At 65.8% G+C, this 24,378-nt stretch carries 28 protein-coding genes and 1 riboswitch; of the genes, 15 read left to right on the top strand and 13 right to left on the bottom strand.

What is annotated here, in order from left to right; genetic code table 11:
- Window positions 1-7: 7 nt before the first annotated feature.
- A complete protein-coding gene (gene ydfG, locus C7411_RS10650) occupies window positions 8-754 on the bottom strand; it encodes a bifunctional NADP-dependent 3-hydroxy acid dehydrogenase/3-hydroxypropionate dehydrogenase YdfG (protein ID WP_110384283.1) in 747 nt (248 codons plus the stop codon).
- A 197-nt stretch (window positions 755-951) separates the two neighbouring features.
- A riboswitch (ZMP/ZTP riboswitch) is annotated at window positions 952-1,089 on the top strand.
- 160 nt (window positions 1,090-1,249) lie between these two features.
- Between ydfG and glyA the strand changes: the two genes are divergently transcribed.
- From glyA to C7411_RS10615, 7 genes are all read left to right on the top strand, one after another.
- Window positions 1,250-2,497, top strand: coding sequence for a serine hydroxymethyltransferase (glyA, locus tag C7411_RS10645; RefSeq protein ID WP_110384282.1), 1,248 nt, complete (start codon window positions 1,250-1,252; stop codon window positions 2,495-2,497).
- Between the two features lie 15 nt (window positions 2,498-2,512).
- On the top strand, window positions 2,513-2,995 hold the full coding sequence (gene nrdR / locus C7411_RS10640; protein ID WP_110384281.1) for a transcriptional regulator NrdR: 483 nt from the start codon (window positions 2,513-2,515) through the stop codon (window positions 2,993-2,995).
- Between the two features lie 157 nt (window positions 2,996-3,152).
- Entirely contained in the window at window positions 3,153-3,689 is a 537-nt protein-coding gene (locus C7411_RS10635) for a GspH/FimT family pseudopilin (RefSeq protein WP_110384280.1), read from the top strand.
- A complete protein-coding gene (locus C7411_RS10630; RefSeq protein WP_133253635.1) occupies window positions 3,686-4,114 on the top strand; it encodes a type IV pilus modification PilV family protein in 429 nt (142 codons plus the stop codon). The genes C7411_RS10635 and C7411_RS10630 overlap by 4 nt, the downstream gene beginning before the upstream one ends.
- Window positions 4,111-4,908, top strand: coding sequence for a PilW family protein (locus C7411_RS10625; RefSeq protein ID WP_110384278.1), 798 nt, complete (start codon window positions 4,111-4,113; stop codon window positions 4,906-4,908). The genes C7411_RS10630 and C7411_RS10625 overlap by 4 nt, the downstream gene beginning before the upstream one ends.
- Window positions 4,905-5,441 (top strand): pilus assembly PilX family protein, encoded by a 537-nt coding sequence (locus tag C7411_RS10620; protein WP_110384415.1) that lies wholly within the window; start codon window positions 4,905-4,907, stop codon window positions 5,439-5,441. The genes C7411_RS10625 and C7411_RS10620 overlap by 4 nt, the downstream gene beginning before the upstream one ends.
- 20 nt (window positions 5,442-5,461) lie before the next feature.
- Complete coding sequence (locus C7411_RS10615; protein ID WP_110384414.1) at window positions 5,462-5,893, top strand: type IV pilin protein; 432 nt, start codon at window positions 5,462-5,464, stop codon at window positions 5,891-5,893.
- Window positions 5,894-5,921: 28 nt separating this feature from the next.
- Here the strand turns inward: C7411_RS10615 and C7411_RS10610 are convergent, their stop codons facing one another.
- From C7411_RS10610 to C7411_RS10600, 3 genes are all read right to left on the bottom strand, one after another.
- The gene (locus C7411_RS10610) at window positions 5,922-6,395 is read right to left on the bottom strand and encodes a DUF3318 domain-containing protein (RefSeq protein ID WP_110384277.1); all 474 of its coding nucleotides are present in this window, start codon (window positions 6,393-6,395) and stop codon (window positions 5,922-5,924) included.
- Window positions 6,396-6,410: 15 nt separating this feature from the next.
- The gene (locus C7411_RS10605) at window positions 6,411-6,797 is read right to left on the bottom strand and encodes a phage holin family protein (protein ID WP_042266199.1); all 387 of its coding nucleotides are present in this window, start codon (window positions 6,795-6,797) and stop codon (window positions 6,411-6,413) included.
- 192 nt (window positions 6,798-6,989) lie between these two features.
- Window positions 6,990-7,292 (bottom strand): ElaB/YgaM/YqjD family protein, encoded by a 303-nt coding sequence (locus C7411_RS10600; RefSeq protein WP_007584918.1) that lies wholly within the window; start codon window positions 7,290-7,292, stop codon window positions 6,990-6,992.
- Window positions 7,293-7,654: 362 nt separating this feature from the next.
- On the opposite strand from C7411_RS10600, the gene C7411_RS10595 reads away from it, so the two are divergent.
- Entirely contained in the window at window positions 7,655-8,293 is a 639-nt protein-coding gene (locus tag C7411_RS10595) for a peroxiredoxin (RefSeq protein ID WP_028205314.1), read from the top strand.
- Window positions 8,294-8,399: 106 nt separating this feature from the next.
- Here C7411_RS10595 and C7411_RS10590 read toward each other — a convergent pair whose 3' ends face one another.
- Window positions 8,400-9,590 carry an acyl-CoA dehydrogenase gene (locus C7411_RS10590; protein WP_110384276.1) on the bottom strand — a complete coding sequence of 397 codons (1,191 nt, stop codon included), beginning with the start codon at window positions 9,588-9,590 and terminating at the stop codon, window positions 8,400-8,402.
- A 133-nt stretch (window positions 9,591-9,723) separates the two neighbouring features.
- On the opposite strand from C7411_RS10590, the gene C7411_RS10585 reads away from it, so the two are divergent.
- Window positions 9,724-10,518: an IclR family transcriptional regulator gene (locus C7411_RS10585; protein ID WP_181431326.1), complete on the top strand. Its 795-nt coding sequence runs from the start codon at window positions 9,724-9,726 to the stop codon at window positions 10,516-10,518.
- Between the two features lie 77 nt (window positions 10,519-10,595).
- Here the strand turns inward: C7411_RS10585 and argF are convergent, their stop codons facing one another.
- Window positions 10,596-11,525 carry an ornithine carbamoyltransferase gene (gene argF / locus C7411_RS10580; protein WP_110384274.1) on the bottom strand — a complete coding sequence of 310 codons (930 nt, stop codon included), beginning with the start codon at window positions 11,523-11,525 and terminating at the stop codon, window positions 10,596-10,598.
- A gap of 626 nt (window positions 11,526-12,151) precedes the next feature.
- Here argF and C7411_RS10575 point away from each other — a divergent pair.
- Complete coding sequence (locus C7411_RS10575) at window positions 12,152-12,499, top strand: DUF3579 domain-containing protein (protein ID WP_042266190.1); 348 nt, start codon at window positions 12,152-12,154, stop codon at window positions 12,497-12,499.
- Between the two features lie 132 nt (window positions 12,500-12,631).
- Here C7411_RS10575 and rpsT read toward each other — a convergent pair whose 3' ends face one another.
- Window positions 12,632-12,904, bottom strand: a complete 273-nt coding sequence (rpsT, locus tag C7411_RS10570) for a 30S ribosomal protein S20 (protein WP_069262794.1) — start codon at window positions 12,902-12,904, stop codon at window positions 12,632-12,634.
- A gap of 444 nt (window positions 12,905-13,348) precedes the next feature.
- On the opposite strand from rpsT, the gene murJ reads away from it, so the two are divergent.
- Both murJ and C7411_RS10560 read left to right on the top strand, forming a co-directional pair.
- Complete coding sequence (gene murJ, locus C7411_RS10565; RefSeq protein WP_110384273.1) at window positions 13,349-14,899, top strand: murein biosynthesis integral membrane protein MurJ; 1,551 nt, start codon at window positions 13,349-13,351, stop codon at window positions 14,897-14,899.
- A gap of 5 nt (window positions 14,900-14,904) precedes the next feature.
- Window positions 14,905-15,744 carry a SirB1 family protein gene (locus C7411_RS10560; RefSeq protein WP_110384413.1) on the top strand — a complete coding sequence of 280 codons (840 nt, stop codon included), beginning with the start codon at window positions 14,905-14,907 and terminating at the stop codon, window positions 15,742-15,744.
- Window positions 15,745-15,827: 83 nt separating this feature from the next.
- Here C7411_RS10560 and C7411_RS10555 read toward each other — a convergent pair whose 3' ends face one another.
- The 5 genes from C7411_RS10555 to lpxK form a co-directional block, all read right to left on the bottom strand.
- A complete protein-coding gene (locus C7411_RS10555) occupies window positions 15,828-16,586 on the bottom strand; it encodes an SDR family NAD(P)-dependent oxidoreductase (RefSeq protein WP_110384272.1) in 759 nt (252 codons plus the stop codon).
- A 184-nt stretch (window positions 16,587-16,770) separates the two neighbouring features.
- A complete protein-coding gene (adk, locus tag C7411_RS10550) occupies window positions 16,771-17,433 on the bottom strand; it encodes an adenylate kinase (protein WP_042266185.1) in 663 nt (220 codons plus the stop codon).
- Between the two features lie 294 nt (window positions 17,434-17,727).
- A complete protein-coding gene (gene kdsB, locus C7411_RS10545; RefSeq protein WP_110384271.1) occupies window positions 17,728-18,531 on the bottom strand; it encodes a 3-deoxy-manno-octulosonate cytidylyltransferase in 804 nt (267 codons plus the stop codon).
- 204 nt (window positions 18,532-18,735) lie between these two features.
- On the bottom strand, window positions 18,736-18,939 hold the full coding sequence (locus tag C7411_RS10540; protein ID WP_042266182.1) for a Trm112 family protein: 204 nt from the start codon (window positions 18,937-18,939) through the stop codon (window positions 18,736-18,738).
- Window positions 18,920-20,005: a tetraacyldisaccharide 4'-kinase gene (gene lpxK / locus C7411_RS10535; RefSeq protein WP_110384412.1), complete on the bottom strand. Its 1,086-nt coding sequence runs from the start codon at window positions 20,003-20,005 to the stop codon at window positions 18,920-18,922. The genes C7411_RS10540 and lpxK overlap by 20 nt, the downstream gene beginning before the upstream one ends.
- A 562-nt stretch (window positions 20,006-20,567) precedes the next feature.
- On the opposite strand from lpxK, the gene xseA reads away from it, so the two are divergent.
- Both xseA and sodB read left to right on the top strand, forming a co-directional pair.
- The gene (gene xseA / locus C7411_RS10530) at window positions 20,568-21,944 is read left to right on the top strand and encodes an exodeoxyribonuclease VII large subunit (RefSeq protein ID WP_110384270.1); all 1,377 of its coding nucleotides are present in this window, start codon (window positions 20,568-20,570) and stop codon (window positions 21,942-21,944) included.
- A gap of 410 nt (window positions 21,945-22,354) precedes the next feature.
- Window positions 22,355-22,933 (top strand): superoxide dismutase [Fe], encoded by a 579-nt coding sequence (sodB, locus tag C7411_RS10525; protein WP_042266176.1) that lies wholly within the window; start codon window positions 22,355-22,357, stop codon window positions 22,931-22,933.
- Between the two features lie 139 nt (window positions 22,934-23,072).
- Here sodB and C7411_RS10520 read toward each other — a convergent pair whose 3' ends face one another.
- Window positions 23,073-23,648, bottom strand: coding sequence for an isochorismatase family protein (locus C7411_RS10520; protein ID WP_110384269.1), 576 nt, complete (start codon window positions 23,646-23,648; stop codon window positions 23,073-23,075).
- A 63-nt stretch (window positions 23,649-23,711) separates the two neighbouring features.
- On the opposite strand from C7411_RS10520, the gene C7411_RS10515 reads away from it, so the two are divergent.
- The gene (locus C7411_RS10515; protein ID WP_110384268.1) at window positions 23,712-24,362 is read left to right on the top strand and encodes a TetR/AcrR family transcriptional regulator; all 651 of its coding nucleotides are present in this window, start codon (window positions 23,712-23,714) and stop codon (window positions 24,360-24,362) included.
- Window positions 24,363-24,378: the final 16 nt, after the last annotated feature.

Here is a 24,378-nt window from a genome sequence, read left to right as displayed (position 1 = left end):
GGTAATTTTAGCCGCGGTGGATACTGGTGCCGGCAAACGTCTGGGCAACGGGCATCAGTTCGATCGTGTTGATGTTGACGTGCGCGGGGCGCGTGGCGATCCAGTAGATCGAATCGGCGATGTCCTCGGCCGTGAGCGGCTGCACGTCCTTGTAGACGCTGGCCGCCCTGGTGTCGTCGCCGCGAAAGCGCACGTTCGAGAACTCGGTGCCGCCGCACAGGCCCGGCTCGATGTCGGTCACGCGCAGTGCAGTGCCCGCGAGGTCTGCGCGCAGGTTCAGGCTGAACTGACGCACGAAGGCCTTGGTCGCGCCGTAGACATTGCCGCCAGCGTAGGGCCAGCGGCCCGCCACCGAGCCGAGATTGAAAATGTGGCCGCGGTTGCGCTCGACCATGCCGGGTAAAAACGCGTGAGTTACCTGCACGAGGCCCGTGCAGTTGGTGTCGATCATGGTTTCCCACTCGTCGAGGTCGGCCTTCTGTGCCGGCTCGACGCCGAGCGCGAGGCCGGCGTTGTTGACCAGCACGTCGACGCCGGCGAACGCGGGCGGCAGCGCGCCGGGCGCGGCTTCGACCGCGGCGCGGTCGCGCACGTCGAGTTCGACGGGCAGGAGGGCGTCGCCCAGTTCGGCGGCGAGGGCGTCGAGGCGGTCCTTGCGGCGGGCGGTGGCGACGACGCGATGTCCGCCCTTCACGAAGGCCCGGGCGATGGCGGCGCCGAATCCCGCGGACGCGCCGGTGACGAAAACGATCATGGTGGCTCTCTGGTTGGTAGAAGGCGAGGAAAGGGAAGAGCCTACTTGCAATGCCGCATTGCGGCAAGAAAGGGACAGTACGCGCGCGGCCCGCGTGACCGGGGTCACTGCCCGTCGCGCCACAGGCCGCAGGGCGCCCGAGTGCGCTGGGGGCGGGCGGTTGCCTATTCCCTGCCGTTCCAATACACTAACGCGCTCAATCCCTGCGTGACTGGCGATAGGGTCCCGGAATGGCGGCATTAGCGGTAGCAATGCGTTCGTTATTGGGGATCCAAGGTGGAACAACCCACCGTGAAGCGCAGGGTGCCGTTTTGCCGTTCGCCTGGGCAGCCTGATTTCGCGCGCTTTCGTTAGCGCTGCCGGGGCTGTCCTGCCTCGCGTGTGCGGCACCTCCTTTCGCCACGTCAAGGCTGGCCTCTTCGCCAGCAGCGCCGCGTACCCGCTACGCGTTCCGCGCGAGACCCGGTCAACCTGAACACACTTAACGGAATCCGTATGTTTGACAGAGCCGAAAGCACCATCGCCAACGTCGATCCCGAACTCTTCAAGGCGATCGAACTCGAGAACCGCCGCCAGGAAGAGCACATCGAGCTCATCGCGTCGGAAAACTACACTTCGCCCGCGGTCATGGCCGCGCAGGGTTCGCAGCTCACCAACAAGTACGCCGAAGGCTACCCCGGTAAGCGCTATTACGGCGGCTGCGAAAACGTGGATATCGTCGAGCAGCTCGCGATCGACCGCGTGAAGCAGCTGTTCGGCGCCGAAGCCGCGAATGTCCAGCCGAACTCGGGCTCGCAGGCCAACCAGGGCGTGTTCTTCGCCGTGCTCAAGCCGGGCGACACCATCATGGGCATGAGCCTCGCCGAAGGCGGCCACCTCACGCACGGCATGGCGCTGAACATGAGCGGCAAGTGGTTCAACGTCGTGAGCTACGGCCTCGACGCCAAGGAAGACATCGACTACGACGCGCTCGAAAAGCGCGCGCACGAAACGAAGCCGAAGCTGATCATCGCGGGTGCGTCGGCATTCGCGCTGCGTATCGACTTCGAGCGCATCGCCAAGGTTGCCAAGGCGGTAGGCGCGTACTTCATGGTCGACATGGCGCACTACGCCGGCCTGATCGCCGCGGGCGTCTACCCGAACCCGGTGCCGCACGCCGACTTCGTCACCACGACCACGCACAAGAGCCTGCGCGGCCCGCGCGGCGGCGTGATCCTGATGAAGGCGGAATTCGAGAAGCAGATCAACTCGGCCATCTTCCCGGGCATTCAGGGCGGTCCGCTCATGCACGTCATTGCCGGCAAGGCCGTGGCGTTCAAGGAAGCGCTCTCGCCGGAATTCAAGACCTACCAGCAGCAAGTGGTCGAGAACGCGCGCGTACTGGCGGAAACGCTGGTCAAGCGCGGTCTGCGCATCGTTTCGGGCCGCACGGAAAGCCACGTGATGCTGGTGGACTTGCGCGCCAAGCACATCACCGGCAAGGCAGCGGAAGCCGTGCTCGGCGCCGCGCACATCACGGTGAACAAGAACGCGATCCCGAACGATCCGGAGAAGCCGTTCGTGACGAGCGGCATCCGTCTCGGTTCGCCGGCCATGACGACGCGCGGCTTTGGCGTGAAGGAGGCCGAGCAGGTGGGCAACCTGATCGCCGACGTGCTCGACAATCCGGAGGACGCCGCGACGATCGAGCGCGTGAAGGCGCAGGTCGCCGAGCTGACGAAGCGTTTCCCGGTTTACCGCTAAGCCACGCGATAACCCATGCGCTGCCCCTTTTGCCGGCATGAAGACACGCAGGTCGTCGACTCGCGCGTGTCCGAAGACGGAGCCGCGATCCGCCGCCGCCGCCGCTGTCCGGCCTGCGACAAGCGTTTCACGACGTATGAGCGGGTCGAACTGGCGATGCCGGCGGTCGTCAAGAAGGACGGCAGCCGCACGGAATTCGACCGCCGCAAGATCGTGGCGAGCATGCAACTGGCGCTGCGCAAGCGCCCGGTTGCGGCCGATGCGATCGACGCGGCGGTTGCCCGTATCGAGTATCAATTGCTCGGCAGCGGCGAGCGCGAAGTGCGCAGCGAGCGCCTTGGCGAGCTCGTCATGGGCGAGTTGCGCGAACTCGACAAGGTCGCGTTCGTACGGTTTGCTTCGGTGTACCGACGCTTCGAGGACGTCTCCGAATTCGAAGACGTGATCGAGGAATTCCGCCGCGCGGGTGCTGCCAACAACCACGCGAAAAAGCGCTGAGCGCATTCGCATTTTTCTTCCCCCCTGCCAGGCCGCTGTCGTTACGCTTGCATTCTCGCGAGCCGACGCTGCGCGCACCAGCTAGCCGTTCGGCTAATTGTTTCGTTTCGCTTTCGTCCGTAGATTGATGACAATCCGCTCGAACTAAGGATTGCTCATGAAGTACGGAGGATTCACGCTCATTGAGACGATGGTCGTCATCGTCCTGCTGGCGATCTGCGCAACGGTTTCCACGCCCGTTTTCACCGCGTGGCGTGTGCGCGATCAGGTCGACGCGCGCGCCAACGCCATGCTCGGCACGCTCGCCTATGCACGCAACGAGGCGATACGGCGCAGGTCGCGCGTTACCGTTTGCCGCGTCGACGCCGCGCGCAATTGCCTCGAGGCGGCCAAAGCGTGTCCGTCCGGCATTGCCGACTGGTCCTGCGGCTGGGCCGTAATGATCGAGCGCGCCGGAGCCGCTATCCCGTTGCGCATCCAGCCGGCGCTCGAGGCGATTTCCGTGGCGTCGGGGCTCACTGCCATCACGTTTTCGCCGCCGGCAGGGCAGACCATCGGCAGCTTGCGCAACTTCGAGATTGCCCCGCGGGCGCCATCGGCGGCACAGCGCGGCGCGGGCTGGCGTCGCTGCATACGCATCGCGCAGGGGGGCCGGGCACGCATCAGCGACGGCGCATGCTCGGGGGCGTCATGAGCTGCGCCAGCGAGCGCAGCGCGTGCGGGTCGACGCTGCTGGAAGTCGCCATTGCGCTCGGAGTCATGGCGGTGTGCGGGCTCGGCCTGATGAGCACGCAGCTCGGGCTGGTCCGCCACGCGCAACTGGCGGCGGCGCGCGAGCGCGCGGTGTTTGCCGCCGACGCCATGGCCGAAGCTGCACGCGCGGCAGGGGCAACGCCCGTCGCGATTGATCGATGGAAGGCGCTGACGGCGAGCGTCGTGCCCGATGGACGGCTAACTACGTCGAGCGCGGGTGGCGACGCATCGATCGCATCTGTGAGTTGGGCGGCGACACCGCTCGGCGCAGCGTCGGGATCGACCGCGGTTTCGCGGGTTGCGCCGTGTCTCGATGTCGCGGCGGCCGCCGGGCGCGCCTGCGTCGCCCTGGCGTTTCTGCGATGAACAAGCGTTTCGCCCACGTGTGCCAGCAGGGCGGCCACACGCTGCTCGAACTGACGATCGCCGTGGCGCTGGGCCTTGTGGTGACGCTTGGCGCGCTCTCGGTTTATCGCACGCAGCGTCAGGCCTACGCGCAGGCGAGCGACGCCGCGCGCATCCACGAGGCCGGCATGAATGCGTTGATGCTGATCGGCGAGCAGATCCAGATGGGCGGCTTCGTTGCCGCGGACGCGCGCTCGCCGTTGGGCGGCCCAGCGATCTTCGGCTGCGCTGCGGGGCGCCCGACCGGCACCGACGCGGCGCTTGGCTGCGAGCCGCTGTCGAGCCGCTCCGACGGGTTAGCCGTGCGCTATCAAGGCGACAGCGTCTCGACGTGGCCCGCCGCAAACGGCCAGGTTACCGACTGCCTTGGGCAGGCGGTTGGCGTGGCAGGCGTGGAAATCGTGAACCGCTATCACGCCAGAGTGAGCGGGTCGACCGGCGAGAGCGAGCTTTACTGCGAGGGCTCCGGCAAGGTCGGCACGGCGCAGCCGCTCGTCGAGGGCGTCGAGCGTTTACGGCTGCGCTACTGGACGGCGGGCGCGGCGCAGGCGGCCGAGGCTTCGGCGCTCGCGCGCGATCAGTGGGCGTCGGTCGTGGCGGTCGATCTGTGCGTGCAGGTGCGCGGGGCGGCTTTTGCGCGGCGCACGCGCTATGTCGATTGCGACGGGGTGCAGGTGGTCGGCACGGATGGGCGAGCGCGACAGGCGTTCTGGCGGCACATCGTGCTGCGTAATGTTTGGCCGGCAGCGCCATGAGAACGAGCCTGTGCGGGAGGCGTTGCACGCGTGTCGCACGTCGCGGCGTGGCGCTCCCCGTCGTGCTGCTTGTCGTCGCGATGATGCTCGTGACCTCGGCGGCGTGGTTCGAGGCCGCGCTGCTGGCGCGGCGCAACGCAGATGTCGTCGCCGATCATCTGCAGTCCTTCCATGCCGCCGACGCGGCTCTCGTCTTGTGCTCGCGTGCGCTGACGAATGGCGCGCTGGCCGTGCCTGCAGAGGCCGCGCAATTCGGCGAGCCGCAAGTCTGGCGGCGGCAGGACAGCTTCGAGCGGCAGGCGATCGCGCCCGTTGCCGCGTGGCCGGGGTACGTGCGCTCGCCGCAGTGCATCGTCGAGGCCTGGCGCATCGAGAGCCGTCCGCTGATTCGCGCGTATCTCGTCACGGCGCGAGGGTTCGGCGCATCGGAAGACACGCAAAGCTGGCTGCAGGACCTGTTGGTTTTCGACGCCGCGGATGACGCGACACGCGCCGAGCATCACTGGCGTCGCGTCGTCGCGAGGCCCTTTTGACGAAGCAAACGGGAGGAAAGGTGAAGAGCAACCGGGACAACGCGTTCACACTGCTCGAACTGGTCATCGCGCTGGCGGTGGCCGCTGTCGTCGCGGCCTTCGCGTTGCCGGGGTGGAGCGCGCAGATCGCGCGGGGACATCGCATCGACGCTGTCGCCGCGCTCTATCGCGCAGCGCAACTCGTCGATGCGCAGAGCGCGTCGATGGCGTCTTTGCCTACGGGATTCGATCAGGCTCCGCCGACGGGAACACCCGTCTACCGCTTGCGCCTCATGCCCGCCAGCGATTCCAACGGCGGCTACGCCCTCATAGCCGATCCGGTGGAAACCGGACCAATGCGTGGCGACGCTTGCGGCGCTTTCGTACTCGACGCAACCGGCGCGCGTAGCAACCACGCTGGGGACGGCGGCGCTGTCGCGGCGGCTATCCAAATGTGCTGGAGGGACAGGTGAACGCCCAGGCGCGCGAAACGGTCGGCGGTCAGCCCGTGAGGTCGTCTTCGTCGGACCTGTCGCGGGCAGGCGGGGTCGCCGAGGCGCCGCGCTGGCGTCGCACCTGCTGCCATACGCGATACGCTTCCCACGCCGTAAAGGCGAGGCCGCCCCACTTGATGACGGGGCGCGCAGCCGAAACGATGCTCGTACGCAGCGGCTTCGCCACGATGAGCGAGATGAGCGAACTGACCAGCGGATATTCCTTGAGCAGGCTGCCGAGACCGGAAGCCACACCGCCGCGCGCACCAGAGCGGCCGAATCCGGGTACCACGAAGCGCAGCCAGCTGAAGTTCGTGACCGTCGCGCGGATGTCCACGAGCGCTTCGGCCATTTCGGCGCGCTCCACGCTCGCTCGCACGAGCAGCAGTTCCTTGCGCAGCGCGCGCAACTGCGGCGTCGAGAGGTCGTGCGAGCGGCCACGGGGGGGGCGAAAGGCGGTGTCCGGTCGGGGTTGGTTCATGGCGTCGGCTCGCGGCTAGGGGTGGCGCAGGGCGTCTCGGTCTTTCTCGAATTCCTCGAGCGTCGCCTGGAAGACGAGCGGCGCGGTGTGTAGCCCGCGACGCGCCTTCAGACCGCAGAAAATCGCCGCGATCGCATAGACGATCGTGAGACCGGCGAGCGCCTCCCAGCGGTACGTGTCCCAAAAGGCGATGGCAACGAGCGCCGTGAGCGCGATCAGGGCGAGCATCGCGAACATCATCCCCGCGAGGCCGAGGAAGAGCACGCCGATGAGGCGGTCCTTCTCCTCCGCGAGTTCGATGCCGATCAGTTCTAGCCGCGTCTGTAGCATCGCGGACGCGGAGCCGAGCAGTCGGCGCAACGGCCCGTGTTCGTGTCGCTGCGAGTGGGTGTCAGTCGTCATGGCGATGGCAGGTAGCGCAGGCGGATGCCCGAGCAATGCGCAAGAAAAAACGGCGGGCTGGAGCGCCCGGCGAGACCACTCAGTGCGGCGGGCCGCGTCAGCAAAAAGCTTTCAGCCACCCGCTGCCAGCGGCTGCTCGTGCGCGCCGCGCGGGGACGCCCAGCCCACCCGCGTGGCGCGGCGAGCGCGGACTTATTTGCGGTTGATCAGCAAACCGACCAGCACGCCCACGCCGGCGGCGATCCCGATCGACGCCCACGGGTGCTCGTGGACATAGTCGTCGGTGGCACGCGCGGCTTTCTTGCCTTTCTCGACCACGACCACCTGGACGTCGGCGGCCTTCTCCTTTGCCTGCTTCAGACGCGAGAGTGCCGTTTCGCGCAACTCCGAAGCGCGCTCGCCCGTAGCGCTCGCTGCCTGCTTGAGCAGATCCTCTGCATCCGCGAGGACGGTTTTGATATCGGACATCAGCCTCTCCTTGTTGACCTCTGACATTGACTGGCTCCCATCGTGTCACATCACGCGTGAATCGTAACAAAGATACGGGCGCTGGCAAGCGTGACGCGCCGCCACGACCTGTAAATCCGCACGATCCGTTCCTGCAAGCGTGCATGAACGGGGTTCTGCATCCTGTTCACAAAAAAATCGCGGGTTGAGAGTCATTGATTTGATCCGGCACCTAAAGTTTCCTCCAATCGGTTCAAAATTACAAAAACTCATACCGGTGTGAGGCAATGTTTGTTCGCGGGGCGCGACCAGGGCCTGTATGCTTGAGTGTTGTAAACGCCCACTGGATCAACGGGCCGCGCGCACCGTTTCGATCAAACCTCATTCACCTCGTCCAAAGGAACCGCACCATGAGTCTACGTCTTGGCGATATCGCACCCGACTTCGAGCAGGATTCGAGCATTGGCCGCATCAAGTTTCACGAGTGGCTCGGCAATAGCTGGGGCGTGCTGTTTTCACACCCGGCCGACTTCACGCCGGTCTGCACGACCGAGCTTGGCCTGACCGCGAAGCTCAAGGACGAGTTCGAGAAGCGCAACGTGAAGACGATCGCGCTTTCGGTGGACAGCGCCCAGTCGCACAACGAGTGGATCAAGGACATCAACGAGACGCAGGCCGCGAACGTCGGCTTCCCGATTCTCGCGGACGGCGACCGCAAGGTGTCCACGCTGTACGACATGATCCATCCGAATGCGAACGAGACGCTCACCGTGCGCTCGCTCTTCGTGATCGATCCGAACAAGAAGGTGCGCCTCATCATCACCTATCCGGCGAGTACGGGGCGCAACTTCGACGAAGTGCTGCGCGTGATCGACTCGCTGCAGCTCACCGACAACTACCAGGTCGCGACGCCCGGCAACTGGAAGCAGGGCGACGACGTCGTGATCGTGCCGTCGCTGAAGGACGAAGAAGTCCTCAAGCAGAAGTTCCCGAAGGGCTACAAGGCCCTGCGTCCGTATCTGCGCATGACGCCGCAGCCGAACAAGTAAGCCGTTCGGCTAACGTCCACGCGAGACGGGCGCCAAAACAGAAACGCCGCACGAAACGAATCGTGCGGCGTTTTTTGTGCGCCGGCGACGCCGGGCAGGGCGGCGATCAGAAGAACGCCTGAATGCCCGTTTGCGCGCGGCCGAGGATCAGCGCGTGGATGTCGTGCGTGCCCTCGTAGGTGTTCACCACTTCGAGGTTCACGAGGTGACGCGCCACGCCGAACTCGTCGGAAATACCGTTGCCGCCCAGCATGTCGCGGGCGAGACGTGCGATGTCGAGCGACTTGCCACACGAGTTGCGCTTCATGATCGAGGTGATCTCGACGGCCGCCGTGCCTTCGTCCTTCATGCGGCCAAGACGCAGGCAACCCTGCAAGCCGAGCGCGATCTCCGTTTGCATGTCGGCGAGCTTCTTCTGAATCAGCTGGTTCGCGGCAAGCGGGCGGCCGAACTGCTTGCGGTCGAGCACGTACTGGCGCGCGGTGTGCCAGCACGATTCCGCGGCGCCGAGCGCACCCCAAGCAATGCCATAGCGCGCCGAGTTCAGGCAGGTGAACGGACCGCGCAGGCCCTTCACGCCCGGCATGATGTTTTCTTCCGGCACGAACACTTCGTCGAGGACGATTTCGCCGGTGATCGAGGCGCGCAAACCCACCTTGCCATGGATGGCCGGCGCCGAGAGACCCTTCCAGCCCTTCTCGAGGATAAAGCCGCGGATGTCGTCCCTGCCGTCTTCCTCGAGCTTCGCCCAGACGACGAACACGTCGGCGATCGGCGAGTTCGTAATCCACATCTTCGCGCCCGAGAGCGAGTAGCCGCCGTTCACCTTCTTCGCACGCGTGACCATGCTGCCCGGGTCAGAGCCGTGGTTCGGCTCCGTAAGCCCGAAGCAGCCGATCCATTCGCCGCTGGCGAGCTTGGGCAGGTACTTCTGCTTTTGCGCTTGCGAGCCGAATTCGAAGATCGGCACCATCACGAGCGACGACTGCACCGACATCATCGAGCGATAGCCCGAGTCGATGCGCTCCACTTCGCGCGCGATCAGGCCATAAGCCACGTAATTGAGGCCGGGGCCGCTATATTGCTCGGGGATCGTCGGGCCGAGCAGGCCGACTTCGCCCATCTCGCGAAAGATCGAGGCGTCCGTCTTTTCGTGGCGGAACGCTTCCAGCACGCGCGGAGCGAGTTTGTCCTGAGCGTACGCGGCGGCGGCGTCGCGCACCATGCGCTCCTCTTCGGTGAGCTGCTGGTCGAGCAGAAGCGGGTCTTCCCAATGGAACTGGGCATGTGCGGCCATGGTGTCTCTCCTTTCCTCAAATCCTTGAAATGGGCGAATTTGCGCTTGACGCGAGTTCCGCTAAGCGGAACAATGTTTTGCAAATTGACTTGAGTGTAGCACCAAGGCGTCCATGTCCGCATCCGGAATGACTATGACTTCATTTTTTTCTTCTTCGCTGGCCGAGGGGCCGATCGACGAGCGCAAGTTCGTCGTGGCGCTCGCCCGCGGGCTCGACCTGCTGCGGGCGTTCCGTCCCGGCGAAACGCTGCTCGGCAACCGCGACTTCGTGGAGCGCACGGGCCTGCCCAAGGCGACCGTGAACCGGCTCGCGTACACGCTCACCGTGCTCGGCTACCTGCGCTTTGACGAATCGCTCGGCAAATATGCGCTCGACGCCGGGGTGCTGTCACTCGGCTTCGCGCTGCTATCGGGCACGGACACGCTCGAACTCGCACGCCCGCATATGCGCGCGTTCGCGCGCGAGGTGGGCGCCGCGGTGTCGCTGGGGTGCCGCGACGGCCTCGACGTGATCTATCTCGAGACGATCCGCAGCGAGACCGCGCTCACGCTCGGCCTCGCGTCGGGTTCACGGCTGTCCATGCTCACGAGCTCGATGGGCCGCGCGTATCTGGCCGTGCAGCCCGTCGATGTGCGTACGGCGTTGTTCGCGGAACTGGAGAAGGCAGCGGGCACCGAAGGGCCGGCGTTGGTGGAGGCCGCGAAACGCGAGATCGAGGTGTTCGGCAAGGAGGGGTGCTGCTATTCGTTTCGCGACTGGCACGAAGATGTCAACGCCGTGGCGGTGCCGTTTCGCGAGCCGCGCGAGCGTCGCTGGCTCGTGCTCAGTTGCAGCGGCCCGGCTTCGTCGATGGGGCCCGAGGTGTTTCGCGAGCGCGTGGCGCCGCTTTTGAAGTCGCTGGCGCGTCGTCTTGGCGAAACGGTGTAATGCGCGGGCCGCGAGCCGCGGCAGGCACAAAAAAGCCGACCTTCGGGTCGGCTTCTTCATGATGGCGTAGGCGAGGCTCAGTGGTTCAAGCGGCCGAGCAGCAGGAACTCCATGAGCGCCTTCTGCACGTGCAGGCGGTTTTCCGCCTCATCCCAGACCACGCTCTGCGGGCCGTCGATGACCTCGGCGCTCACTTCCTCGCCGCGGTGCGCGGGCAGGCAGTGCATGAAAAGCGCATCGGCGTTGGCGCGGGCCATCATCGGCGCGTCCACGCACCAGTCTGCGAAGGCCTGCTTGCGCGCTTCGTTTTCGGCCTCGAAGCCCATGCTGGTCCAGACGTCGGTCGTGACGAGGTCGGCGCCGTCGCAGGCGTCGTGCGGGTCCTCGAACACTTCGTAGAACGGCTTGCTTTCCGGCGCGACCAGCGCCGGATCGAGCGGATAGCCCGGCGGCGTGGAGATGCGCAGCCTGAAGCCGAGGATCTGCGCGGCTTCGATCCACGTGTAGAGCATGTTGTTGGCGTCGCCGACCCACGCCACGGTCTTGCCGCGGATCGGGCCGCGGTGCTCGTAGTACGTGAAGATGTCGGCCAGCACCTGGCAGGGGTGGTACTCGTTCGTCAGACCGTTGATGACCGGCACGCGCGAGCTTTCGGCGAAGCGCTGCAGGATGTCCTGGCCGAACGTGCGGATCATGATGATGTCGACCATGCGCGAGATGACCTGCGCCGAATCTTCGATCGGCTCGCCGCGGCCGAGCTGCGTGTCGCGCGTGTTCATGAACACGGCGTGGCCGCCCAGCTGGAAGATACCCGCTTCGAACGACAGGCGCGTGCGCGTGGAGCTCTTCTCGAAGATCATCGCCAGCGTGCGGTCGTGCAGCGGGTGATAGGTTTCGTAGTTCTTGAACTTGCGCTTCAGGATGCGCGCGCGCTCCAGCACATATTCATATTCGTCAAGGGAGAAATCCTTGAACTGCAGGTAATGGCGTATGGTCCGGGAGGTCATGAAACAAAAACGGCGCCCGACACGGCCTCGAACTGCAGGATTGGGCCGGCGACGCCGCTGCGGTTGGTGGTAAGTCAAAGCAGCATAAAGGATTTTGCGCATTTTGACGAGTTGCCCAAAATTTAGGCAGGGTGCTTTGGCGCATGGCGGGCGGCGCATTTGCGACGGCTTTTGTGACGGGTTCGCGGGCATCGCAAGGGCCCGGATCCAGCCTTTCAAGTGCCTTGTGTGCACTGCGTCAAAACGGTCAGTGCGCTATAATCTCAGCGATTTCTTAGGCACGACAAACGGGCCCTGAACGTGCGCGATGGCAAGGTGGGCAACACCTCGCGGCCGCGGCAGGCAAGCCCGCGGGCGCGGCCTGTGCGCTGACTGGCAGTGCGCCGCGAAGTCGTCCTGTCGATCCCGTTGCGAGGCCTGCTTGTGACACGCGTCGGCGGCGATTTTCGAGACTTCACGCCAGGCGGGGTGCGCGGCAGCCGTTTCCTGGCCATCGGACTGTCCATGCGTGTGGCGGCGGGCGACCCCCGCGGCCGGTGTTCCGCGGTACCCGCGCGGGCGCAGCGCTCGTGCCGCCGTTACACGCTGCAAACGCACCCAGCAGCTACACACACAGGTACTCCTGCATGGCCGACGAAGCTCCAACCGAATACTTCATTCAAGGCATCACCAGCACGGGGAAGAAGTTTCGTCCGAGTGACTGGTCGGAGCGCCTCGCCGGGGTGATGTCGAGCTTTGGTCCGAAAGCGTCGGCCAATGCTCGCGGCCCGAACGCCTATCTGCGCTACTCGCTCTATGTGCGTCCGACGATGATCGGCGACCTCAAGGTCGTCGTGCTGGATTCGCGCCTGAAGGACGTCGAGCCGATGGCCTTCAATTTCGTGATGAACTTCGCGAAGGACAACGACCTCGTTGTGACCGAGGCGTGCGAACTGCCTCACGACCACGCCACGCAGCAAGCCAACGTGCGCTAACGGCACGGCAACGGGCGGACCCGCTTCGGCGGGTCTTTTTATATCCGGCAGGAACAAAAAAACCCGCCGAAGCGGGTTTTTTGTGGTGCAGCTCAAAGAGTCGACTGCCAGCCGTGGCCGGCGTCCGAATCTTTACTGCGCGGCTTGCATTGCCTTGACGGCAGCAGCCAGGCGGCTCTTATGGCGAGCGGCCTTGTTCTTGTGAACGATCTTCTTGTCGGCGATGATGTCGAGCGTCTTGCCCGATGCCTTCAGAACTTCGGCAGCCTTTGCCTGGTCGCCAGCATCGATTGCCTTGCGAACAGCCTTGATGGCGGTGCGGAACTTCGAACGCAGTGCCGAGTTGTGCGAGTTTGCCTTCGCGGCCTGACGGGCGCGCTTGCGTGCTTGTGCGGAGTTTGCCATTGCGATTCCTTGTGATTGCGGAGCGCGGTCCTACCGACGCTCTTTGCCTGGATTCGAACGACCGGCAGCGATGCCTGAGACGTTCAAAACGGTATTTGCCGGCTGAGTTTTGCTCCTGAGTCTTGCTCTGAGTTTTACCCAACCAGCCGCGCCTTTTGTGCCGGAGCGGGTTTCTGCCCCTTTTTGCCCCCTTTCCAAGACGCGTTTCGAGCCCCTGAGAGAACTCGAATCTATAAGTATAGCAACAGAGTCATGCGGCTGGCAATCACAGTGCGATAGCGAAGACAAGCGCTGCCGTACGTGAACGCCTTTCACATAACACGGTCACAATCAGCGCGCCTTCTCTTGCCTCCCGCTCGCCTGCGCCGTCGCGCGGGGTTGTGCGCCGACCTTTGCGCTGCGCATCCGCGATGGAGCGGACGACGCCCGTATAATGACCGCCCCATGAATCTATTCCGAGCCCTGCTGACAGTCAGCGGCTTCACGCTGCTGTCGCGCGTGACCGGTCTGGCCCGAGAAACGCTGATTGCACGCGCCTTCGGTGCGAGCCAGTACACCGACGCTTTCTACGTCGCGTTTCGTATTCCCAACCTGCTGCGCCGCATCTCGGCGGAAGGCGCCTTTTCGCAGGCGTTCGTGCCGATTCTGGCGGAGTTCAAGAACCAGAAGGGCCACGACGCCACGCGCGCGCTCGTCGACGCCACTTCGACCGTGCTCGCCTGGGCGCTCGCGGTCCTCTCGCTGATCGGCATTTTCGGCGCGTCGTTCGTCGTGATCGTGGTCGCTTCGGGCTTGAAGAGCGACGGGCAAGCGTTTCCGCTCGCCGTCACGATGACGCGCATCATGTTCCCCTATATCGTGTTCATCTCGCTGACGTCGCTCGCGTCGGGCGTGCTCAACACGTACAAGCAGTTCTCGCTGCCCGCGTTCGCGCCGGTGCTGCTCAACGTGTCGTTCATCACGGCGGCCGTGGCCTTCGCGCCGCATATGAAGCAGCCCGTCTACGCGCTCGCGTGGGCCGTGATCGTGGGCGGCGTGCTGCAGTTCATCGTGCAGTTGCCGGGCTTGAAGCGCATCGACATGATGCCGCGCATCGGCCTGAACCCGCTCAAGGCGCTTGCGCACAAAGGCGTGAAGCGCGTGCTCGCGAAGATGGTGCCTGCCATGTTCGCCGTCTCGGTCGCGCAGATCAGTCTCATCATCAACACCAACATCGCCTCGCGTCTGGGGCCCGGCGCGGTGTCGTGGATCAACTACGCCGACCGCCTGATGGAGTTCCCGACGGCGCTGCTCGGCGTGGCGCTCGGCACGATCCTGCTGCCGAGCCTCTCGAAGGCGCACGTCGATGCCGATCCGCACGAGTACTCGGCGCTGCTCGACTGGGGCCTGCGCGTGACGTTCCTGCTCGCCGCGCCTTCGGCCGTCGCGCTCTTTTTCTTCGCCGAGCCGCTCACGGCCACGCTCTTTCACTACGGCAAGTTCGACGCCACGTCCGTCGTCATGACGGGCCGCGCGCTCGCGGCGTACGGAGTGGGGCTCGTCGGCCTCATCCTCATCAAGATCCTCGCGCCCGGCTTCTATGCGCGCCAGGACATCAAGACGCCAGTCAAGATCGGTGTGGGCGTGCTCATCGCCACGCAGATCAGCAACTACATCTTCGTGCCGATCTTCTCCCACGCGGGCTTGACGCTCTCGGTCGGCCTCGGCGCCTGCATGAACGCGCTGCTGTTGTTCATCGGGCTGCGCCGCCGCGGCATCTATATGCCGTCGTCCGGCTGGACCACGTTCTTCGTGCAGCTGCTCGGGGCATGCCTCGTGCTGGCCGGGGCGATGCACTGGTGCGCCACCAGCTACGACTGGATCGCGCTGCGTCACGAACCGCTCGCGCGCATCGCCTTGCTCGGTGCGTGCCTCGTGCTGTTCGCGGCGCTATATTTCGGTATGCTTTGGCTGATGGGCTTCAAATACGCGTACTTCAAGAGGCGGGCGAAGTGACCACGATGACTACGCGGGTTCTGGATTATTTCAGCGCGCTCGTTGCCGACGACGAGAGCCTGCCGCTCACCGAGGCGGCGCTGGCGATCGCGCAGGACGCTTATCCCGATCTCGATCTGCAAGGCACGCTTGCCGAGATCGACGAACTCGCGCTGCGCGTGCGCCGCCGCATGCCCGAAGGCGCGGACGTGCGCCAGCAGGTTGCCGTGCTCAACCGCTGCTTCTTTCGCGAGATGGGGTTCGCGGCCAATCTCAACGACTTTCTCGACCCCGAAAACAGCCACCTGAACGCCGTGCTCAAGCGCCGGCGCGGCATCCCCATTTCGCTCGCGGTGCTGTATCTGGAAATGGCGGCCCAGCTCGGTCTGCCGGTGAAAGGCGTGTCGTTTCCGGGGCATTTTCTGTTGCGCGTGGCGTTGCCCGAAGGCGACGAGATGCTCGATCCCACCACGGGCCGCACGCTCACCGAGTCCGACATGGTGGAGATGCTCGAACCGTTCGTGGCCAACGCCGGCGATTCCGTGGCGCGCGCGCTGCGCATGCTGCTCGAGCCGGCCACGCGCCGCGAGATCGTCGCGCGCATGCTGCGCAACCTGAAGTCGGTCTATCTGCAGACGGAACGCTGGCAGCGCCTGCTGGCCATCCAGCAGCGGCTCGTGATCCTGCTGCCGCAGAACGTCGAGGAAGTGCGCGATCGCGGCTTCGCTTATGCGCGGCTCGACTATCTGCGCCCGGCGCTCGAAGACCTCGAACACTATCTCGACGAGCGTCCGGACGCGGAAGACGCGACCGTCGTCGAGTCGCAGCTGCATGAGTTGCGCCAGCGCACGCTCGATAACGACTGAAGCCTGCGGCCGTGCCGCAAACAAAAAGAAGCCCGTGACGAAAATCGCGGGCTTCTTTTCTTGCGCGCGGGGCGGGCGCGCCGTTACTTCGGCTGCATGCGGATCGCGCCGTCCAGGCGGATCACCTCGCCGTTGAGCATCGGATTCTCGACGATCTGCTTGACGAGCATCGCGTACTCATCCGGCTTGCCGAGGCGCGGCGGGAACGGGACCATCGCGCCGAGCGCATCCTGGACCTCTTTGGGCATGCCGAGCAGCATCGGCGTTTCGAAGATGCCGGGCGCGATCGTCATCACACGGATGCCGCTGCGCGAAAGGTCGCGCGCGATCGGCAGCGTCATTGCGACGACGCCGCCCTTCGACGCGGCGTAGGCCGCCTGGCCGATCTGGCCGTCGTAAGCGGCCACCGAAGCCGTGTTGACGATCACGCCGCGCTCGCCGCCCTCGCTCGGCGCGCTCTGGGCGATGGCGGCCGCCGCGAGGCGGATCATGTTGAAGGTGCCGATCAGATTGACCGAAACGGTCTTCGAGAACGTGTCGAGCGGATGCGGGCCGTCCTTGCCTACGGTCTTCACGGCGGGTGCGATGCCCGCGCAGTTGACGAGGCCGCGCAGCGTCCCGAGCGCGGTTGCCGCGGCCACGGCGCGCGCGCCGTCGTCCTCGTTCGCCACGTTGCACTTCACGAACGCGCCGCCCAGTTCATTCGCAAGCGCGTGGCCAGCGTCCTCGTTGAGGTCGGCGATGACGACCTTGCCGCCTTCGGCCTCGATCAGACGCGCGCTGGCCGCGCCAAGCCCCGACGCACCGCCGGTGATGAGAAATACGTTGCCGCGGATCTGCATCTTTCGTCTCCTGTGTTGTGGCCGTGCCGTCTCGCGCGCAGGGGAAATCGGCGCGAGGCTCGGCAAAAACAGAACGGGCCGGCTGGCGCCGCGTCCCGAAACCGCTCGGGAGTGCGGCGCCAGCCGGCCCGCAGGCAAACCGGCAAGTGTGCCGAAACCGGCTTCGGGTCGGATTTCGACCCGCTTACTTGAGCGCTTCGAATGCGCGCTCGCGAATTTCGTCGACGCTGCCGAGGCCCGAGATGGCGCGATACTGCGGCGCCTTCAGGCCGTTTTCCTCGCCGCGCTTCGCCCAGTCGCTGTAGTAGGCGATGAGCGGCTTGGTCTGGGCGACGTACACGTCCAGACGCTTGCGCACCGTTTCTTCCTTGTCGTCGTCGCGCTGGACGAGCGGTTCGCCCGTCACGTCGTCCGTCATGTCCACTTTCGGCGGATTGAACTTGACGTGATACGTGCGGCCCGAAGCCGGGTGCATGCGGCGGCCGCTCATGCGCGTGATGATCTCGTCGAACGGCACGTCGATCTCGAGCACGTAATCGATCGCGACGCCCGCCTGCTTCATCGCTTCGGCTTGCGGCAGCGTGCGCGGGAAGCCGTCGAACAGGTAGCCGTTCTTGCAGTCGGGCTCCTGGAGGCGCTCCTTCACGAGATTGATGATGAGCTCGTCGGTCACGAGTTCGCCGGCGTCCATGAATCGCTTCGCTTCGAGGCCAAGCGGCGTACCGGCCTTGACGGCCGCGCGCAGCATGTCGCCCGTCGAGATTTGCGGAATGCCGAACTTTTCCTTGATGAAGGTTGCCTGGGTTCCCTTGCCCGCGCCCGGGGCGCCCAACAGGATCAAACGCATGTGAACAATCTCCGATCTGTGTGAATTCTTGCGGCGCGGCGGCTGCCCCGCACGCGCGGTGGGGCGGCATCGTCGTGCGTCTCCTCGCCCGTTCGCTCACGGCCATCGAGGCAGTGCTGGCGGAGGCGACGGCGTGTCCCGCGCAGCTTTCGCCCGGTGTTCATGACTCGCACTGGACACGGGGTGGCGCTGCAAGACGGTGCCGAAAAGCGGGGAAACCCCGACGCACAAAGGCTTTAGACGGCTCGCGCAAACAATTGATTATGCCATGGGATTTTTGCCCCACGGACGGAATTAAGGCCGGTATAACGCCTGCACTCGGGCGAGGTCGGCGGGCGTGTCGACGCCCGGCGCAGGTGCCTGCGCCGTCACGAGCACCGCGATGCGCTCGCCGTGCCACATCGCGCGAAGCTGTTCCAGCGCCTCGACCTGCTCGATGGGCGAATGCGCGAGCGAGGGGTAACTGCGCAGGAATTTCGCGCGGTACGCGTACAGGCCGATGTGGCGATAAACGGTCGCGGGAGCCGGCGGGGCGGGCATTGCGCCGAGATCGAGGCGCGCCGGCGACCAGTGCGGCTGCCATGCGTCGCGGGCCCAGGGAATGGGCGCGCGCGAGAAGTAGAGCGCAACGCCGCGTGCGTCGAGCACGACCTTCACGACGTTCGGGCTGAAGATTTCGTCGGGCGCCGTGATGGGATGTGCGGCGGTGGCGATCGCGCATTCGGGATGCGCGGCGAGGTGCGACGCAACGTCGCACACGAGCGCGGGGTCGATCAGCGGCTCGTCGCCCTGGACGTTGACCACGATCGTCTCGTCGCTCCAGCCGTAGTGCTCGGCGACCTCGGCGAGGCGGTCGGTGCCCGACGGGTGATCGGCTCGCGTGAGCACGGCCTCGAAACCGTGGGCGCGGGCCGCGTCGAGCACGCTCTGGGCGTCCGAGGCGATCAGCACCTGCTGCGCGCCCGAATCGCGCGCGCGCTCGGCCACGCGCACCACCATGGGCTTGCCGCCGATGTCGGCAAGCGGTTTGTTGGGCAGCCGCGTGGACGCGAGACGCGCCGGGACGACGGCGATGAAGGGTTGCACGGGAGCGGTCATGGCCAGTTGGAGCTAGGGCAGGAAAGGGGATGGGGGAAGCCGTTTCAGGAGACCCCGCCTTGGGGGACGCACCGGGGGCGGCGCGAGTGACCCGGATTCGAGCCGGGAGGGCGAGGTGAGTGGCGTAAGCGGCGCGAGCGGCATAAGCGGCATAAGCGGGGGCGAGTGAGCGCGATCGCGGCCACCCGGCACCGCCCGCGCGCCTTACGCGGCGCTGGGTCCGTGCGGATCGACCGGCGTGCCTTCCACGGTTTGACGCGCTTCGTCGACCAGCATGACCGGAATGCCGTCGCGGATCGGGTAGGCGAGCTTGTCGGCGTTGCAGATCAGCTCCTGCGCGGCGCGGTCATAGCTGAGCGGGCCCTTGCAGATCGGGCAGACCAGGATTTCAAGCAGACGAGCGTCCACGGAGTTTCTCCACAACCAGGGTAATAAGGCGATGATCGAGCGCGGCTTCGACGGGGACGGCCCAGATGCGCGCGTCGTTCCAGGCCCCCAATTTTACTGCATCCTTTTCGGTGACCAGGATCGCGTCGGCGCTGACGTCGGCGAACGGGTTGGTTGCGTAGGCGTAGTGGTCGGGCAGCGGCAGGGTTTGCGGCGCGAGGCCGGCCGCGCGCAGCGTCGCGAAAAAACGCTCCGGCGAACCGATGCCGGCCGCCGCTACGACGCGCAGCGCGCCCTGCGATTCTTGCGTGAGTGCGCCTTGTCCCGGTGCGGCCGCGCCCGCGCTTGCGGCAAACTGCGCGAGCGGACGGCGCAGCGCCGGATTGGCGAGATGCCAGGCGTCGCCGGGTTCGAGTTTTAGCGCGAACGTATTGGGCCAGGCCGGCAGCGCCCGCTCGAACGGATTGTTCACCAGCGTGGCGTCGCGCCGGCGCGAGAGCGGCTCGCGCAGCGGGCCCGCAGGCAGCAGAAAGCCATTGCCGCCCAGACGATGGTCGAACACCACGATCTCGACGTCGCGCACGAGGCGGTAGTGCTGCAGGCCGTCGTCGCTCACGATCACGTCGACGTCGGTATGGGCGCCGCACAGTGCCGTGGCCGCCGCTACCCGGTCGGGCGAGACCCAGACGGGCACGCCCGTGCGGCGGGCGATCAGCAGGGGTTCGTCGCCGCAAAGGCGAGCGGGCGTATCCGCGGTGACGGGCGTGGGGCGGCCGATTTTCGCGCCGTACCCGCGCGAGACCACGCCCGGCGAGAAGCCCGCGGCGCGCAGCGCCTCGACGAGCGCGATCACCGTGGGCGTCTTGCCGGTGCCGCCCACGGTCACGTTGCCGACCACCACCACGGGCACGCCCACGCGCACGCGCTTGAGCCAGCCCGCCGCAAAGGCGGCGCGGCGCGCACCGCTCACGGCGGCGAACACGGCGGCGAGCGGCGTGAGCGCCCACGCGAGCGCGCCGCGGCGTTGCCAGGCGTGCGCAAACTGCGCTTCGAGGCGTTCCTTGAGACTGGAGACGGGGCCGCTCATCGGCAATTTGCGCGCGAAGCGCCGCACGCGGCATGCGGCAAGCAGACAGGCAGGGCGGGCATCGGGTCGGTTCTCCGGTTCGAGGTGAGCGACAAGCAAGACGGCAGACGAATGACCTGCGCATGCGAGCGCCCGGCGCTTCGCGTGATACGGCACAGGCGCTCGTGAACCCGGCACTCTAGCGCGGGTAGGCGTTAAGCGGCAAGTTGCCGGGCCGCACGCAACTGTCGGTTGCCTGCAAGGCGCGCGAAATGCCCGAATGCCAGAAAAATCGACGCCTGTGGATAACTTTGTGGAGAAGTCGGTCCCGGGAAGGCGCAAAGGCCCATTCTTCGGCCTCTCCATCGGCCTGTAAGGATGTTATATCGATAAAAAACATATAAAAATCAACGGGATGAGCTGTTTTTTCAGCGTTTGCGGGCCGGCTGCGGTCATCATGCCGCATGACAGCGCCGATGTGGACACTTCGCGGGGCTTGCGGTCTGGGTCCCATTCGTGCTGGACTACCGCCCCCCGAACGGTCTATCGTCTGTCCGGCCAAGGTTCCTCCACACCCTTTCGCATGCTATCCGACCGCTTCTCCGCTTCCTCCGCGCCTTCGGGCGACGTCGTCGTGCCGGTCTCGGCGCTCAACCGGGCGATCGCCTCGATGCTCGAGCGCACGTTCCCACTTGCATGGATTTCCGGCGAAGTTTCCAACTTTACGCGTGCCGCGAGTGGCCACTGGTATTTCTCGATCAAGGACGCCCAGGCGCAGATTCGCTGTGTGATGTTCCGCGGCCGGGCCCAGTACGCCGAATTCACGCCGCGCGAAGGCGACCGCATCGAAGTGCGCGCGCTCGTCACGATGTACGAGCCGCGCGGCGAACTCCAGCTGAACGTCGAGGCCGTGCGGCGCACCGGCCAGGGCCGGCTCTACGAAGCCTTCCTGCGGCTGAAGGCGCAACTCGAGGCCGAAGGGCTCTTCGACCCCGGGCGCAAACGCGCGCTGCCCTCGCATCCGCGCGCCATCGGCGTGATTACGTCGATGCAGGCCGCCGCGCTGCGCGACGTGCTGACCACGCTGTGCCGCCGCGCGCCGCACGTGCCGGTGATCGTCTATCCCGCGCCGGTGCAGGGCGCGGGCTCGGCGGAAAAACTCACCGCGATGCTGGAAACCGCGAACGCGCGCAACGAGGTGGACGTGCTCGTGCTGTGCCGCGGCGGCGGCTCGATCGAGGACCTGTGGTCGTTCAACGACGAAGCGCTTGCACGCGCGATTGCGGTCAGCGCCATTCCCGTGGTGAGCGGCGTGGGGCACGAAACCGATTTCACGATCGCCGATTTCGCCGCCGACGTGCGCGCGCCGACGCCAACTGGCGCGGCTGAACTCGTCAGTCCGCAGCGCACGCTGCTGCTGCGCGACCTCGACCAGCGCCATGCCGCGCTCGCACGCGATTTCGGCCGTCTGCTCGAGCGGCGCGCGCAGCAGCTCGACTGGCTGGCGCGCCGGCTCGTTTCGCCCGTCGAACGGCTTGCGCAGCAGCGCACGCACTTGCGCCAGCTGACGCTACGGCTCGCCTCGGCGGGCTCGCGTGCCAGCGCCGAGGCACGAGCACGCCTGAACGTCATGCAGATGCGCTGGCAGCGCGCGCGGCCCGACCCCGCCGCGCAGCGCGCCCAGCTGGAGTCGCTCGGACGGCGTCTGGACGGCGCCTTCGCGCGAGCGCGCGAGCGCGAAGCGGCGCGCCTTTCGGAACTCTCGGCGCGCCTCGAGGTGTTGAGCCCGCGGCGCACGTTCGAGCGCGGCTATGCGGCGCTGCTCGACGCGCAAAGCGGCGCAGCCGTGCGCTCGCCCGCCACGCTCAAGCCGGGCAAGCGCCTCACCGTGCATCTCGCCCAGGGCAGCGCCGACGTCGCGCTTGCCGATGTCCAGCCGCGCCTCGCCGACGGTTTCTGACCTGGGCTCGCAGCCGGCCTGTCGGGCCCGTCGTTTGCTGCTCAGTCAGGCACCGGCGCAATCGTCCGATTGCTTCGCCTCGACAATGAGTCGTGGCGGCGAACGATTGTTGCAGTCCCGTTGCAGGACGTTTGCATGCCGATTTCACGGAGATTGCAACGCGATTGCAGCCGTCTTGCCTGCGCGCGAAGCGGGCATGGAAAGCGCGGCATGGAAAGCGTTGTTCGGGCGCCGGATCGGCGAAAAACCGCACGTCGGTTCGTTCGGAAAAGCCCCGCGCAAGCGATCTCCGGCATAAAGGCCGCTCGTTTGCGGGGTTATTCCAACTCGCCTACAATCGAGTGCTCCATGCCGGCGAATTTGTAGAACTTCACGCAGAACTCCCCATAACACGACGAAGGAACCGCATCATGTCATTTACGCTCCCGCCGCTGCCGTTCGCGAAGAACGCCCTCGCTCCGCACATGTCGGAAGAGACGCTCGAGTTCCACTACGGCAAGCACCACCAGGCTTACGTCACGAATCTGAACAACCTGATTCCGGGCACCGAGTTCGAAAAGCTCTCGCTCGAAGAGATCGTCAAGAAGTCGTCGGGTGGCGTGTTCAACAACTCGGCGCAGATCTGGAATCACACGTTCTTCTGGAACAGCCTCTCGCCGCAGGGCGGCGGCGCACCGTCGGGTGCGCTCGGCGACGCGATCAACGCGAAGTGGGGCTCCTACGACGCGTTCAAGGAAGCCTTCACGAAGGCTGCCGTGGGCAACTTCGGTTCGGGCTGGACGTGGCTCGTGAAGAAGGCTGACGGCTCGCTCGACATCGTCTCGACCAGCAACGCCGCCACGCCGCTCACGACCGACGCGAAGGCGCTCCTCACGATCGACGTGTGGGAACACGCTTACTACATCGACTACCGCAACGCGCGTCCGAAGTTCGTCGAAGCGTTCTGGAACATCGTGAACTGGAACTTCGCAGCGCAGAACTTCGCGTGAGTTTCGCGTGAGTTTCGCGTGGGTTTCGCATAATACGAAGCCCTGTTCGCTGCGCCGCACTGGCTGCGGCACATGCAAAAAGCCCTCGATGTGAATCGAGGGCTTTTTGTTTTGCGCGAAGCGTTTTACACAAACGGACTTACGCAAACGCGGCGATGGCTTCCTGCGTCGAGCGCACGTGGCCCATATGGCGGAACATTTTCTCGAACGCGAAGCGATGCATCTCTTCACTGAGACCCGACGTGGCGTCCTCGACGAACACCAGTTTGAAGCCGAGATCGAACGCCGCGCGCGCGGTGGATTCGACGCCGAAGTTCGTCGCGATGCCGCCGATCACGATGGTGTCGATGCCGCGGCGGCGCAACTGCTGCTCGAGGTTGGTGCCGTAGAACGCGCCCCATTGGCGCTTCGCGACGATCACGTCCTCGGGTTGCGCGCCGATTTCGGGCACGAGTTCGGAGGCTTCGGCCGGCGCGGGCGGCGTATCGGGCGTGCGGCCGGGCGCGTCGGCGGGCAGCGCGAGCAGTTCGTTCAGGAGCACGTGCACCCAGACGACGGTGCCGCCCCTGGCACGCAGGGCGTCGGCGAGCGGTTTGGCGTTGGCCACGACCTGCGCGCCGCTATAGGGCGCGATCTGGCGGCCTACGATGCCGTGCTGAAGGTCGATCATCACGAGCGCCGTGGTGCGCGCGTTCAGTGAAAGTGCTTGCGTCATGGTTCACCTATATGTGAGGATGGCTTCACATCATCATACATGAATGTGAAGGAGGATTCAGATATGGCGGCGGACCCGCTCGCGCGCAAGGAGGCGCAAAAGGAACCGGCACGCGAAAACGCCCGGCGCGTGCCGCGCCAGGAGCGCGCGGCGCGCACGGTCGGCGCACTGCTCGAAGCCGCGGGCGATGCCTTCGCCGGGCGCGGCTTCGAAGCGGCGACGATGACCCAGATCGCGCAGCAGGCGGGCGTTTCGGTCGGCGCCGCGTATCAGTACTTTCCGAACAAGGAGGCACTGGCCCTTGCGCTGCGCAAGCGCTACGGCGACGAGATGGACGCACGCTGGAGCGCGCTCATCGCCGCGCACGACGATGCAGGCAAGCTGCCGCTCGCGCAGCTGGTCGAGCGTCTGTTCGACCTGATGGTCGATCTGATGCACGACTATCCCGCGTACTTGCCCCTGCTTTCCGTGCCGCTCGGCTTCAGGCGCGACGCGGCCGTGCGCAATCTGCTGCGCCAGCGCTTCACGGCGCTCTTCCTGCGCTATCAGCCGGCGCTTGCGTCCGACGAGGCCTATCGCGTGGCCGAAGTCATGCTGCAGGTCATCAAGAGCCTCAACCCGCTATACGCCGCGGCGAAGCCGAAGGAGCGCAAGCTGCTGGTCGCCGAGTACAAGGGCGTGCTGGCGGCGTGGCTCGCCGTGCGGCTCGCGTGAAGCCGCGAGCCGCCGA

The sequence above is a fragment of the Paraburkholderia silvatlantica genome, from assembly GCF_003096715.1.
Lineage (GTDB): Bacteria > Pseudomonadota > Gammaproteobacteria > Burkholderiales > Burkholderiaceae > Paraburkholderia > Paraburkholderia silvatlantica.
This window is presented reverse-complemented; position numbering and strand designations above follow the sequence as displayed.